Source organism: Brucella intermedia LMG 3301 (genome assembly GCF_000182645.1).
GTDB classification, from domain to species: Bacteria; Pseudomonadota; Alphaproteobacteria; order Rhizobiales; family Rhizobiaceae; genus Brucella; species Brucella intermedia.
In genome coordinates this window covers 1,843,533-1,857,267 of the sequence record NZ_ACQA01000002.1, presented here as the reverse complement: position 1 = coordinate 1,857,267, position 13,735 = coordinate 1,843,533, and the positions used below count along the sequence as shown (strand labels likewise).

The following is a 13,735-nucleotide window of genomic DNA, read 5'->3' as shown; positions in this document are numbered from 1 at the left end:
GGCGGCGGGCCATCTGGCCGCCGTCGGCTGCATCCTTCGCCAGAGAGGGAGGGATGAACAATGGAGATGACGAGACAGATCAACAGATCAACTGGAAATTCAATTCCGCAAGAGTGGCCGTCGAACGACAACCGGCACAAGCCCCTTTCGATGGGGCGCTCGGTCTTCCCGGATGGCGCGGTTGCGCGTATCTACAAGCCGTCCCGCGCGGTGACGACCTCCGGCAAGGCCCGCACGAAGGGCTGGCGACTTGTGTTCGAGCGGCGCACCGCGCCCTTCATTGAGCCGCTGATGGGCTACACGGGCGGCGACGATACGCTGACCCAGGTCGAGCTGAGCTTCCCGACATTGCAATCGGCCATCCGCTATGCCGAGCGACAGGGTCTGACCTATATGGTCCAGACACCGCCCCGGCAGAAGACAGGCAATGGCCGCAGCCAGCGCGCCGATGAGAAGCAGGCGTATGTAGGAAAATCAACCCACGCCTTCTCGGACGCGACCCTCGACCGGCTCGGGCTCGCCGCCCTTCAGGAGACCTACGGGCGTGCGCTCGACGGCGCGGTGAACCGCAACGACCCGTCCGGTCCTGAAAGCTGGACGACGCCCATGAAGGTGATCAGCGATCCGAAGCTAACGCTAGAGGCGAAGCGCGCGATTCTGATGAACTGGGCCTGGACCGAGTACCTGATCGACCAGGCCACCAACGAAGGCATGCCCGAGAACGACCGGCCGTCGCGGCTCTACGAGGTCGAGCAGGCGCTGCTCGCGCTTGAACGCGAGGTTGCGGATGATCGGGATGATTCAGACACACGAAAGGCAGCATGAGGTGCGGCGATGGATACGCATGTCGTTTTCGATTGCCAGAAGGTTCTGCCGAACCGGTTCGCGCTAACGCTTGCCGCTGCCTCCCGCATCCGGGCGCTCGCCCGGGGCGCGGAACCGAGGCTCGACGCAGTCGATCGCAGCGTGGGCGATCTTGCCCTGCACGAGATCGCAGCGGGCGTGTTCACGCGGGATGAACTCGCACCGTTTCTGCCTGGGGCGGATGAAAGGCAGCTTTTGCCTCCGCCCGATCCGGCTTCCAAGCTTCGTGATGGCGGTGTCGGAGGCGCCGCCGCACCCGCCTCCCGTTCGCGAAAGACGGTTCATTGAAGAGGCAAGCAAACCGACACGGAGGAATGAACGATGCTGAAGTCTTTGTCTTCCTATAACCGGACGGCTTTCGATGTCGTCAACATCATTGCCGGTCTCGGTCTTCTGCTCTCGCCCTGGTATCTCGGCTATGCGGCTGAAACCTATGCCGCATGGAATGCCTGGATCGTCGGTGCTGCCGTGACGCTGATCGCGGTCGCTGCGCTCTACACATTCCATCAGGTCGAGGAATGGACCAACGTGGCGCTCGGCCTTTGGTCCGTAATCGCGCCTTGGGCACTGGGCTTCTCTGCCCTCCCAGCCGCGATGTGGGTGCATGTGGTCGCCGGCCTCGTCGTCGCCGTGCTCGCTGCGGTCAGCCTGTGGTCCACGACAAACCGACCTCTTTCGACAGCATGATTTTGCAACGTGGCCCGGCACGCGCCGGGCCATTTTCTTGCACTCTCCGTCTAACCTCAGGCGGAACAGAGGAGCCAACAGACTGGCCAAACGGAGATCGCTCATGTTCAGGAATCTCATAGCCCTGCGTCCGCCCATCATCACATTATGCGCCATCCTCGCCTTCGCGGGGCTGCCGTGCGCGACAATCGGGCAGGCCGTGCCGGGCGTTGCGGGAGAGCTTCCCACCCTTGCCCCCGTGCTGGAACGGGTGACGCCGGCTGTCGTCAACATCTCGGTTGTCTCAGAAACACCTGGGGCATCAAATCCACTCTACAACGATCCTTACTTCCGACGCTTCTTTGATCTTCCGCATGCGCCGCCTCCGCAACAGCGCATGAGCGCCGGTTCCGGGGTGATCGTCGACGCGGCCAAAGGTCATGTGCTGACCAATCATCACGTGGTGGCCAATGCTCGCACGATCACGGTCACACTGAAGGACGGGCAACGCCTGCGTGCCGAGCTTGTCGGCTCCGATCAAGCAGCGGACATCGCGCTGCTCAAGGTCAAGAGGAGAAATCTCGTCGCGTAGGAGGTCGGCGATTCGGATCGCCTCAAGGTCGGCGACTATGTGGTCGCGATCGGGAACCCCTTCGGCCTGGGACAAACGGTAACCTCCGGTATTGTCAGCGCGCTCGGTCGCAGCGGCATCAGCAATGACGGCTACGAGGACTTCATTCAGACTGACGCCTCAATCAATCCGGGCAATTCCGGCGGTGCCCTGGTGACCCTAGACGGCACGCTAGTCGGCATCAATACGGCGATCCTTACGCCTGCGGGTGGCAACATCGGCATCGGCTTCGCGGTGCCTAGTAACATGGCCGTAACCGTCATGAAGCAGTTGATCGAACACGGTGAAGTGCGGCGCGGCAGGCTGGGCGTCGGTATCCAGGACCTTACGCCGGATATCGCGGAGGCGCTCAAGCTTGGCGAACTGCGCGGAGCTGTGATCGTCAGCATCGAGCCCGGCTCTCCGGCACAGCGCGCCGGCTTGCAGGTGGGCGATGTGGTCACCGCGATCGGCGGGCGTGCTGTTCAGGGCGCGACAGACCTGAGAAACCGCATCGGCCTCACGCCAGTCGGCAGCACGATCAGCTTTACAATCAAGCGTGGTAGTAGCGAGCGGGTCGTCAGCGCTAAGATCGCTTCAGAAACTGGTGCATCCGCCGATCTATCCGGCACCCCGCTCGATGGCGCGCACATGCGCGCCGCTTCCGTTAACGAGGCGCGGCAAGCCGGCGCCCCAGGCATTTTGATTGAAAGCATCACGCCGAGCAGTCCGGCTGCGCGTGCTGGCCTTCGAGCGGGCGACTTGATCGTTGCGGTCAACCGGTCGCCTGTTTCTTCCTTGGCTGATTTGCGCAGCGCGATCGCGCGCCAGCGTGCCATCCTAGCGCTGGAACTGTTTCGCGATGGCGGCCGCCTTCTGCTGGTCGTGAGATAACCGGGAGCGGCCACAATGGAAATGAACAAGAAAACGCAGTTCAACATCTGGTACTGGATCGCCGCCTTCTTCCTCCTGATGGCGTTCCAGTATTTCTTCACCACCGCCACCCAGGTGACGCAGATTCCCTACAGCCAGTTCGAGACCTACCTTGACGAGGGCAGGATAGCGGAGGTGGCGGTATCCGACCGCTTCATCCAGGGAACCTTCAAGCAGCCGGTCGACGGCCGGCCAATGTTCATCACCACCCGCGTCGAGCCCGACCTCGCACGTCAGCTTCAGGAGCGCGGCGTGGTGGTCACCGGTCAGATCGAAAGCACCTTCCTGCGCGACCTGCTGTCCTGGATCGTGCCAGTCCTCCTTATCGTCAGCATCTGGATGTTCGCGCTGAAGCGCATGGGGGGCGGCATCGGCGGCGGGCTCATGCAGATCGGCAAGTCGAAGGCGAAGGTCTACGTCCAGTCTGACACCGGCGTCACCTTCAAGGACGTGGCCGGCGTCGACGAGGCCAAGGACGAGTTGAAGGAGATCGTCGACTTCCTCAAGGATCCGCAGGGCTACGGCCGGCTGGGCGGGCGCATGCCAAAGGGCGTGCTGTTGGTCGGCCCGCCGGGCACCGGCAAGACGCTGCTGGCAAGGGCCGTGGCGGGCGAGGCCGGCGTGCCGTTCTTCTCCATCTCGGGCTCCGAGTTCGTGGAAATGTTCGTCGGCGTCGGCGCAGCGCGCGTGCGCGACCTCTTCGAGCAGGCCCGGGCCAAGGCGCCGGCCATCATCTTCATCGACGAGCTGGACGCGCTCGGTCGCGCCCGCGGCATCGGCCCCATGGCCGGCGGCCACGATGAGAAGGAGTAGACGCTCAACCAGCTCCTTGTCGAGCTGGACGGCTTCGATCCCTCGACCGGCCTCGTGCTGCTCGCCGCCACGAACCGGCCGGAAATCCTCGACCCGGCGCTCCTGCGCGCCGGCCGCTTCGACCGGCAGGTTCTCGTCGACCGCCCGAACAGAAAAGGCCGCGTGCAGATCCTGAACGTGCGACTGAAGAAGGCGAAGCTCGCGCCGGACGTCGAGCCGGAAAAGATCGCGGCGCTGACCCCCGGCTTCACCGGCGCGGACCTCGCCAATCTCGTCAACGAGGCGACGCTGCTTGCCACCCGCCGCAAGGCCGGCGCGGTGACGATGGAGGATTTCAACAATGCGGTGGAGCGCATCGTGGCGGGTCTCGAAAAGCGCAACCGGCTGCTCAACCCGAAGGAGCGCGAGATCGTCGCCTATCACGAGATGGGCCACGCGCTCGTGGCCATGGCGCTGCCGGGCGTCGATCCGGTCCACAAGGTCTCGATCATCCCGCGCGGTATCGGCGCGCTGGGCTACACCATCCAGCGGCCGACGGAGGACCGTTTCCTGATGACGCTGGAGGAACTGGAGAACAAGATGGCGGTGCTCCTCGGCGGCCGCGCGGCGGAAAAGATCGTGTTCGGCCATCTGTCCACCGGCGCCGCGGACGACCTCGCCAAGGTCACCGACATCGCCCGTGCCATCGTCACGCGCTACGGCATGTCGGAGAGGCTCGGCCATATCGCACTGGAGAAGGACCGGCGCTCGTTCCTCGCCACCGACCAGCCATATTATGGCCCGCAGGAACGCACCTATTCCGACGAGACGGCCGCCGCCGTCGACAAGGAGGTGCGCCGGATCGTCGACGAGACGTTCGAGCGGACCGTCGGCCTGCTGGCGGAACGCCGGGACATGCTCGAGCGCACCGCCCGCCGCCTGCTGGAGAAGGAGACCCTGGATGGGTTGGAAATACAAGAGCTTGTCGGCAAGCTCGAGGAATCAGTCACGAGTGCCGCTGTCTGATGCCGCAGATCTGGCTTGGAGAGGGGCATGCGGCAAACTCGGTCTACTGGCTGATGATGTCCACCGGCCCCAAGGCGTCGGAATGTGCTGAAGATGCTCTAAAGCCGGAGGAGCCGGATAATCTGGTCTACCACCGAAGCATGGCGCGCTTGGACAGGGCCGCCTTCGTGGCTTCGTCGGCCAAAAGCAGACAGGCAAAACAACCATCCCAATTTGCAATGCGACAATTGCACTAATTTGAAGTGCCATGGAGGGATATGGAGTAGATATAGTTCTCATGGCTATCCGTTTTTTCCCAGCCATCTTGGTCGGGCCAATCCGTGTCCGAGATCTGCCGCCGCCAATGACTGCCTTTTCCCGCTTCAATCATTTTTCTCAAAGTGCCTCTTGAAGCATCGAGAGAAACGCGCGGACAGCAGGATTTGCGCGTCGGCTTTCTGGCCACAGCGCCGTAATATTATGGCGCTCGACAGCAAAGTCCGAGAGCACCGGCACCAGTTCGCCGCGGGTCACATAAGGTGCCGTGACGAATGTTGCGCACATTCCAATGCCCGCGCCCGCTGCCAGAGCGGCAATCAGAGCATCGCTTGCATCGACCGTCATGCCGGAAGCTGGCGTGATCTCCAGAAGGCGGCCTCGCAGGAAGATGGGCAGAAGGTTCGCCTTCGGGCGGAAAGCTTTGCCGACCATTACAGCCAGGCGCGCCAGTTCTACCTGAGCCAGACCGAGACGGAGCAGAAGCATATAGCGATGGCGCTGACCTTCGAACTGTCGAAGGTGGAAACGCCTGTGATCCGCGAGCGTATTGTGTCTAATCTGCTCAACATCGATGCCAACCTTGCGGAAGCGGTCGCCGGCAAGCTTGGCATCCGCAAGATGCCGAAAGCTGCGGATGCGATGGTGCCCGTACGTGACGATCTTGCTCCGTCTCCTGCACTCAGCATTATTGAGAACGGACCCGGCAGCTTCAACGGCAGAAAGATCGGCGTGCTTGTTGCCAATGGCACTGATGCGCAGGTGCTCAAGGGTATCCGGCACGCCGCGGAGAAGGAAGGCGCAATGGTGGAACTGGTTGCGCCGACGGTCGGAGGTTTCGAGGCCTCCAGCGGCGACTGGATAGAGGCCGATCATATGATCGATGGCGGTCCATCCGTCTTGTTCGACGCTGTCGCACTTGTACTGTCCGACGAGGCAGCTGATCGATTGACCAGAGAAGCCGCGGCGCGGGATTTCGTTGCCGACGCCTTTGCCCATTGTAAGTTTATCGGGTTTACCGCAGGCGCGATGCCGCTACTGGCAAAGGCGGGCATTGAACCCGATATGGATGAGGGACTAATCTCGCTGGACAATGAAAAGGGAGCGTCGGAATTTGTTACATCCTGCCGCAAGCTCCGGTTGTGGGCGCGGGAAAATGCCGTCAAGCTCTGATCTCGCAGCATACAACTGATGTGAAGAGATGTTCGAACTGCAAACACAAGCGGGCCGGCCCAGCTGGGCCGTTTACCACGCGTATTGGAATGTGGAGAAATTGGTAATCGCCCATGAAGAACATTGCTATTGTCGGCACCGGTCCGACCGGGATCTACACTTTCTTTTCGCTGCTCAAATTCGCAGAGCCAATGTCCATCTCGATCTACGAGAAGGAAGATGAAGCTGGCGTAGGCATGCCTTATAATGACGATGAGAACAGCCGGATGATGCTGGCCAACATCGCCAGCATCGAGATTCCGCCGATTACCTCGACCTATCTGGACTGGCTGCGCAAGCAGGACGAGACGCGTCTCGCTCGATACCGGGTCGACAAGGAAGGTCTTCACGATCGACAATTCCTGCCTCGCATTCTGCTGGGCGAATATTTCCGGGATCAGTTTCTGGCTCTTGTCGAGGCAGCGCGTCGAAAAAACTTTGAAGTCGAAGTGCACGAATCCTGCGAGGTCACGGATATCGAAGCCACGGCCGATGGTGTCAAACTCTGGACTGAGGGGAAGCTCGATTCGAAACTCCTCGATCTCGTCGTCATCGCCACCGGCCACGTCTGGCCCGACGGCGACGAAGCAACGCGCAGTTATTTTCCCAGCCCCTGGTCTGGACTGATCGAAGCCAGGATACCAGCGTGTAAAGTGGGCATTATGGGGACATCGCTCAGCGCCATCGACGCAGCAATGGCGGTCGTTGCCCAACATGGAAGCTTTATCGAGGAAGAAGACGAAAACCTGCGCTTCGACCTTGACCCGGACAGTAAAGGTCTGGCGATAACGCTTATGTCCCGTTCAGGCATCCTGCCAGAAGCGGATTTTTATTGCCCGATCCCTTACGAGCCCTTGCAGATTGCCACGGAGCAGGCGATCAACAGGGAGATCGAGAGCGGTGCCAGTGGCTTGCTTGACAGGATATTCGCCTTGGTCGCGCGCGAAATCGAGGACGCCGATCCGGCCTGGAGCGAGCGTGTTTCGCTTTCGGAACTCAACGCTGACAGCTTCGCTGATGCCTACTTTGCCGACCGCCAAAACCACGATGCGTTCCGCTGGGCAGAATACAATCTCAAAGAAGTCGAGCGCAACAAGCGGGAGAAGCATACCGTCCCCTGGCGCTATGCAATCCTTCGGCTGCACGAGGTCGTTCAGGAGATTATTCCGCGTCTCAATGAAGAGGACCGCAAGCGGTTCGATACAGGACTCTGCAAGGTCTTCGTCGACAACTATGCTGCAATCCCGTCGGAATCGATCCGCAGGCTACTGGCGCTGCGCAAGGCCGGCCTGATAGACGTCCTCGAACTAGGGCACGATTACGACATGGAGGTAAGGAACGATCACACCGTCATCGCCATCGGCTCGGAAGTACGGACATTCGACGTGTTCATCGACGCCCGAGGCCAGAAGCCACTCAAGACGAAGGATTTGCCGTTTCCGTCACTGCGCCGGCAACTCGTTTCGGTCGGAGAGGATATTCCGGAGGTCTCAGACGACTACACTCTGCTGGTACCGGACATTGCATGTGGCAAGATTGCGTTCGGCGCGCTGCCGTATCTGATGCACGACCAGCCCTTCGTGCAGGGAATTACGGCAAGTGCCGACATTGGAGCAGCAATGGCCACTGCTGTCAGTGAACTAAAACACCAAACGCGCCGGCGGCTTCCTTTTATTGATCTCTCCTGATCGAAGCTGAAACATTGACGGGTCAGACAGATACGCCCATGCGAGCGGCCTGGATTATATCTTCGATCAATTCACGCCTTGCACGTTCTCTCGCGACACTGTCGTTTAACCGCAAGATATAGGATGGATGCCAGGAGATCAGCACCGGTCCACCATGTAACCCGATTTCAGCCTGACCGCGTCGCGAAGTAAGAGGAGCGTTGTTATCCGTCAGAGCGAACGCCGCAGAGGCCCCCAACGCAACCACCATGCGTGGACGGATGAAAGCCAATTCGAGCCCCAGCCACCAGCGACAATGCAGAATTTCCTGCCGGTCAGGATTTTGATGCAGGCGGCGCTTGCCACGCGGCATGAACTTGAAGTGCTTAACTGCATTGGTCAGCCATGTCTGCCTGACTTCTGCTCCTGCTGCAACCATGGCTTCACGCAAGAGGTGACCTGCCGGACCTACGAACGGTCGACCTTCCAGATCCTCACGATCACCCGGCTGTTCTCCTACAATCATGAGCTCAGCGTCTTCGGGCCCCTCACCCCAAACAGTCTGGGTTGCGGCCTCGCATAATCCACATCGCCGACAATGTCCGGCAGCCGCTCGCGCTTCGACCATTGTCTGAGGGAACTCGGGCGTTTGCGGCATCGCAGCGCGATAACGGGTCGAAATCGCGACTGCGCCAGCCGCTGGTGACGTTTCTGCGGCCGCGCGCATTCGCTCCACTCGCGACTCGGCATCTCGTAACATATCTGGAATCAGGCGCGTTTCGGGTAGGTTCTTCCAATACTTCTTAGGCATTTCCGCGCGCATCGCATTCAACTTTACCCGTGCCGGATTGAAGATGTTCGCGAAATAGGTGCCCCAAAGCGTTTCGGTGGCATCTTCCGATAAGTCAGGGCGTGAACCGCCTGGATGGTAGCTAAGTCTGCCGGCTTCAAATCGAGCTGTAAGCCTTGGCGTGGCGATCACCCAGTCCATATCCGCGAAACGCTTTGCGAAAAAGGAACTACCCGGCTCGACTATATTATGCTCCGGCTCAAACCAAGCAGCAAAGCGACGACGCAATCCAGTCTCAGGTAATTCGCGAAACCGTACGAAAGCATGCATCTTGTGGATATCACGACCAACCGATTTTGCCATGAGATGCAGCCGCCGCCCAAGCGGGTCCGCATGGCTTAAAGGTTCTCCCGCGTTTCGGTCAAGCCGCCACAACGCCTGATAGAGCAGTCCGAACCGTTCCGGATTAGAATGCCAGATAACCGAATGCGCAAGCTTCAAAAACCCCTGCGTAACGCTTGCCTTATGCTCACCAGGCGCATTGGGCAGCGACGCCCCATCAAACAATCCGTCTGCTCCGATCCAATCGATATCATTTGGCTCGATACCATGTGATATCGCGATGCGCGCCATCTCACGCCACGCATCGAAGGTGCCGCCGTCGGGTAGTTTAACGGAATAGATCATAATAGCCGCAGTTGCTCAGCGGGAGGTGCACATCGAGCGCGTAAATCGACGTTGTCGATGAGCCGCCCCGGCGACCAGCCAGGTGTCATGATAAAAGGGCGTGCCTTGTTCATGTTGGCACCTATCCGCACCAGATCTTCGTATCTTAAACCGCCGTTCTGGCGCGCAACGATTATGCGATCCACCGTGCGGGTGCCAAATCCAGGAACACGCAGCAGCAATTCACGGCTTGCACGGTTTACATCCAGAGGGAACAGGCCACGGTGCTGTATGGCCCAGGCAAGTTTTGGGTCCAGTTCCAGATCAAGATGACCAGCCTTCATGCCGGTAGCGATTTCCTCGGCAGTGAAACCATAAAAACGCAAAAGCCAATCTGCCTGATATAGGCGGTGTTCACGCAGTAGAGGAGGCTGGATCAAGGGCAGAGCTGCGGAGGCGTCCGGGATCGGGGAGAATGCTGAATAATAAACCCGTCGCAGCTTGTAACCACTGTAAAGCCGTGTCGACATTTTGAGGATGGTCACATCGTCTGCCCCATCCGCGCCGATGATCATCTGCGTACTTTGCCCGGCCGGTGCAAACCGGCGCGGCTTACGCCCGGTATGGGTCTTATCTTTTGCCGCCTCGCCTTCCAGCCGCACTTGTGCCATCGCACCACGGATCGTTTCAGGGCGTTTTTCCGGAGCGAATTTGCGCACACTTGCGTCCTCCGGCAATTCGACATTAATCGATAGCCGATCAGCCCAAAGCCCGGCCTCCCGGATCAAGTCCGGACTTGCATCGGGAATCGTCTTGAGATGGATATAGCCGCGGAAGCCGTGACCCTCCCGCAATGTCCGCGCGATGCGTACCATATCGGACATGGTCTGGTCGGGGGACTTGATGATGCCCGAGGACAAGAACAGGCCCTCGATGTAATTGCGTCGATAAAATTCCAGCGTGAGTGAGACAACTTCCTCGACTGAGAACCGCGCCCGTTCCACGTTCGAGCTGACCCGGTTTATGCAATAGGCACAGTCGAAGATGCAGAAGTTGGTCATAAGAATTTTCAGCAGGCTGATACAGCGCCCATCCGGAGTGTAAGCATGGCAAATCCCTGCGCCTCCCGACGATCCGACACCGCCCTTGCTTGCATCGCGCTTCTCGCCACCGCTTGACGCACAAGATGCATCGTATTTTGCCGCATCCGATAGGATGGCAAGTTTATCCTGAAGGCTCTTTTTCACCATGTGAGCGAAGATACATGTTCATGTTTTGTTCGTCAATAAAAGAGATTTTTTTGCGGATCGCTCACCACGACGTGACCTGTCGCCTGCAAATCTGTTCCCGAAGCCACCGACGCACCGATCTTCCCGATTTCCCAAATGCCAATAGACACCCGATCGAAGTGGGAAAGCGTGCGTCTAATGGCGGCTGCCTTCGACATAAGCCTCGCAAGCGGCCCCCTGCAGGACACGCGCGACGGCGGCAAAGACCTCTTCGCGTTCCTTGATGCTGAGGTCTTTGATGAGTTTTATCTTCTCTTCTCTTCTCTTCCCTATCCGGTCTCACTCTGAACAGACGTGGGATATTGACCGATCTCATCAAGCCTCGGTCACGACAGAGCTAGGATAGAGGAAATTTCTGTTCAAGACCTCAGTGAAGCTTGAACTCGCCTTCGACGCGGCGCCATTCATTCGGTCCGATCAAGCACTGATGCGTATAGCGGACAGAATGGAGCGGGCCTTCAAGCCTGGACTGCCAGAAATCCAGGAACCTGTGCATCTCAGGAAAATCGGGTGCCAGATCGTAGTCCTGCCAGACATAGGTCTGCAGCACGGATTCGAAATCAGGAATGCGATAGAGGATGTGCGCGGTGGTGAGGCCGTAGCCATTGAGCTGACGTTCCAGATCCGATGAGAATTGCATGCTTCATCTCCGTTTCATGACACTGTGAAGTGTGTCGCAAAATTTCACGACCATCAACGGATTTTTAGACGCAATCGCGCCGTTTATTGTTCCTTTCCAGTATGTTAGTAGCATCAGAAGACGAGTGCTAATTTTTTCGTTTCTCCCTCTTGAAATCGAAAAATCTCAAAACCAGATCATTTTGCGCAAAATGCTCGACTTGAGGTTTTGCACCCGCCTGGACCGATCATTCGGTCCGGCCAGAGGGAACAACGTCATCATTTTTGCTCAACGGAGGAAAACATGTCGTTCCGACCGCTTCATGATCGCATTCTCGTCCGCCGGGTCGAATCCGAAGAAAAGACCAAGGGCGGCATCATCATTCCCGACACCGCCAAGGAAAAGCCGCAGGAAGGCGAAGTCATCGCCGTAGGTCCCGGCGCGCGCAACGATGCCGGCCAGATCCAGGCGCTCGACGTCAAGGCCGGCGACCGCATCCTGTTCGGCAAATGGTCCGGCACCGAGATCAAGATCAACGGCGAAGACCTGCTGATCATGAAGGAAAGCGATGTCATGGGCATCATCGAAACCCAGGCAGAGCAGAAAAAAGCTGCCTGAGGCGATAACCCGTCAATCCAACCCATCAGTCAAATAGCTGCCTATTGAGGAGTTAGAGAAAATGGCTGCGAAAGAAGTCAAGTTCCACACCGATGCCCGTGAACGCATGCTGCGGGGAGTCGACGTACTGGCCAATGCCGTGAAGGTCACGCTCGGTCCAAAGGGCCGCAATGTCGTGATCGACAAGTCCTTCGGTGCCCCTCGTATAACCAAGGACGGCGTTTCCGTCGCCAAGGAAATTGAACTGGAAGACAAGTTCGAGAACATGGGCGCCCAGATGCTGCGCGAAGTGGCATCGAAGACGAACGATCTCGCCGGCGACGGCACGACAACCGCGACCGTGCTTGCCCAGGCCATCGTTAAGGAAGGCGCCAAAGCCGTCGCCTCCGGCATGAATCCGATGGACCTGAAGCGTGGCATCGATCTCGCCGTCGATGCGGTTGTCAAGGAGTTGAAGACCAACGCCCGCAAGATCACCAGCAATTCCGAAATTGCTCAAGTTGGTACCATCTCCGCCAACGGGGATACGGAGATCGGTCGTTATCTTGCCGAGGCGATGGAGAAAGTCGGCAACGAAGGTGTGATAACGGTCGAAGAAGCCAAGACCGCTGAAACCGAACTCGAAGTCGTCGAAGGCATGCAGTTCGATCGCGGCTATCTCAGCCCCTACTTCGTCACCAACCAAGACAAGATGCGGGTGGAACTGGAAGATCCCTATATCCTGATCCATGAGAAGAAGTTGTCGAACCTGCAGGCGATGCTGCCGGTTCTCGAAGCCGTGGTCCAGTCCGGCAAACCGCTCGTCATCATCGCTGAAGACGTCGAAGGGGAAGCTCTTGCAACGCTCGTCGTCAACAAGCTGCGTGGCGGCCTCAAGATCGCTGCCGTCAAGGCTCCTGGCTTCGGCGACCGCCGCAAGGCCATGCTGGAAGACATCGCCATCCTGACGGGAGGAACCGTGATCTCGGAAGACCTCGGCATCAAGTTGGAAAACGTCACCCTCAACATGCTCGGCCGGGCGAAGAGAGTGGCGATCGAGAAGGAGAACACCACCATTATCGATGGCGTCGGTTCCAAGGCGGAAATCGATGGCCGCGTTGCCCAGATTCGGGCTCAGATCGAGGAGACAACCTCCGACTACGACCGCGAAAAGCTACAGGAACGTCTTGCCAAGCTTGCCGGGGGCGTTGCCGTCATCCGCGTCGGTGGCTCGACGGAAGTCGAAGTGAAGGAGAAAAAGGACCGCGTCGACGATGCGCTGCATGCGACCCGCGCCGCGGTAGAGGAAGGCATTCTCCCGGGTGGCGGTGTCGCTCTCCTGCGTGCCGTTAAGGCGCTCGAGGGCCTTCCGATCGCGAACGACGATCAGCGTGTCGGCGTCGAGATCGTGCGACGGGCGATTGAAGCACCTGTTCGCCAGATCGCCGAAAATGCCGGTGCCGAAGGTTCGATCATTGTCGGCAAACTGCGTGAAAAAACCGACTTCTCCTATGGCTGGAACGCCCAGACCGGCGAATATGGTGATCTTTATGCTCAGGGTGTCATCGATCCGGTCAAGGTTGTGCGCACTGCGCTGCAGGACGCAGCCTCGGTTGCCGGTCTTCTGGTGACAACGGAAGCGATGATCGCGGAGAAGCCCAAAAAGGAAGCCACTCCAGCCCTGCCGGCTAGCGCCGGCATGGATTTCTAAGCGATTGTCTTTGGCTCGCCTCCGCTGGGGGCGAGCCT

General features: G+C 59.0%; 11 protein-coding genes and 4 pseudogenes. 11 read left to right on the top strand and 4 right to left on the bottom strand.

The genetic code is table 11. The features are described from left to right. Positions 1-60 precede the first annotated feature (60 nt). The 6 genes and pseudogenes from OINT_RS21105 to OINT_RS21075 all read left to right on the top strand — a co-directional run bounded on the left by OINT_RS21105 (position 61) and on the right by OINT_RS21075 (position 5,127). Entirely contained in the window at positions 61-825 is a 765-nt protein-coding gene (locus tag OINT_RS21105) for an ETC complex I subunit (protein WP_006469969.1), read from the top strand. Between the two features lie 9 nt (positions 826-834). Further along, a complete protein-coding gene (locus OINT_RS21100) occupies positions 835-1,152 on the top strand; it encodes a DNA-directed RNA polymerase subunit omega (RefSeq protein ID WP_006469968.1) in 318 nt (105 codons plus the stop codon). A gap of 33 nt (positions 1,153-1,185) precedes the next feature. Further along, positions 1,186-1,551, top strand: a complete 366-nt coding sequence (locus OINT_RS21095) for an SPW repeat protein (RefSeq protein ID WP_006469967.1) — start codon at positions 1,186-1,188, stop codon at positions 1,549-1,551. A 103-nt stretch (positions 1,552-1,654) separates the two neighbouring features. Continuing rightward, positions 1,655-3,034 (top strand): annotated as a pseudogene (locus OINT_RS24240) (DegQ family serine endoprotease). Between the two features lie 15 nt (positions 3,035-3,049). Beyond that, positions 3,050-4,891, top strand: a pseudogene (gene ftsH / locus OINT_RS21080) (ATP-dependent zinc metalloprotease FtsH). Beyond that, the gene (locus OINT_RS21075; RefSeq protein ID WP_006469964.1) at positions 4,891-5,127 is read left to right on the top strand and encodes a hypothetical protein; all 237 of its coding nucleotides are present in this window, start codon (positions 4,891-4,893) and stop codon (positions 5,125-5,127) included. Before ftsH ends, OINT_RS21075 begins: the two are co-directional and overlap by 1 nt. Before the next feature lie 139 nt (positions 5,128-5,266). On the opposite strand, the pseudogene OINT_RS23255 reads toward OINT_RS21075, so the two are convergent. Continuing rightward, positions 5,267-5,524: pseudogene (locus OINT_RS23255) on the bottom strand (LysR substrate-binding domain-containing protein); the annotation flags it as partial. On the opposite strand from OINT_RS23255, the pseudogene OINT_RS21070 reads away from it, so the two are divergent. Further along, positions 5,525-6,319 (top strand): annotated as a pseudogene (locus tag OINT_RS21070) (catalase-related domain-containing protein); the annotation flags it as partial. Between the two features lie 113 nt (positions 6,320-6,432). Beyond that, positions 6,433-8,046, top strand: coding sequence for an FAD-NAD(P)-binding protein (locus OINT_RS21065; RefSeq protein WP_006469962.1), 1,614 nt, complete (start codon positions 6,433-6,435; stop codon positions 8,044-8,046). 22 nt (positions 8,047-8,068) lie between these two features. On the opposite strand, the gene OINT_RS21060 is transcribed toward OINT_RS21065, so the two are convergent. Together OINT_RS21060 and OINT_RS21055 are read right to left on the bottom strand one after the other, a co-directional pair. Then, complete coding sequence (locus OINT_RS21060) at positions 8,069-9,502, bottom strand: UdgX family uracil-DNA binding protein (protein ID WP_006469961.1); 1,434 nt, start codon at positions 9,500-9,502, stop codon at positions 8,069-8,071. Continuing rightward, positions 9,499-10,728 (bottom strand): putative DNA modification/repair radical SAM protein, encoded by a 1,230-nt coding sequence (locus tag OINT_RS21055; protein WP_006471527.1) that lies wholly within the window; start codon positions 10,726-10,728, stop codon positions 9,499-9,501. The genes OINT_RS21060 and OINT_RS21055 overlap by 4 nt, the downstream gene beginning before the upstream one ends. A 180-nt stretch (positions 10,729-10,908) precedes the next feature. On the opposite strand from OINT_RS21055, the gene OINT_RS23950 reads away from it, so the two are divergent. Continuing rightward, positions 10,909-11,058, top strand: a complete 150-nt coding sequence (locus tag OINT_RS23950) for a hypothetical protein (RefSeq protein ID WP_022569095.1) — start codon at positions 10,909-10,911, stop codon at positions 11,056-11,058. A gap of 79 nt (positions 11,059-11,137) precedes the next feature. Here the strand turns inward: OINT_RS23950 and OINT_RS21050 are convergent, their stop codons facing one another. Then, positions 11,138-11,410, bottom strand: a complete 273-nt coding sequence (locus OINT_RS21050) for an usg protein (RefSeq protein ID WP_006469958.1) — start codon at positions 11,408-11,410, stop codon at positions 11,138-11,140. A gap of 282 nt (positions 11,411-11,692) precedes the next feature. On the opposite strand from OINT_RS21050, the gene groES reads away from it, so the two are divergent. Together groES and groL are read left to right on the top strand one after the other, a co-directional pair. Beyond that, positions 11,693-12,007: a co-chaperone GroES gene (gene groES / locus OINT_RS21045; RefSeq protein WP_006471526.1), complete on the top strand. Its 315-nt coding sequence runs from the start codon at positions 11,693-11,695 to the stop codon at positions 12,005-12,007. A gap of 61 nt (positions 12,008-12,068) precedes the next feature. Next, on the top strand, positions 12,069-13,697 hold the full coding sequence (groL, locus tag OINT_RS21040; protein ID WP_006469956.1) for a chaperonin GroEL: 1,629 nt from the start codon (positions 12,069-12,071) through the stop codon (positions 13,695-13,697). The last annotated feature ends 38 nt before the right edge of the window (positions 13,698-13,735 follow it).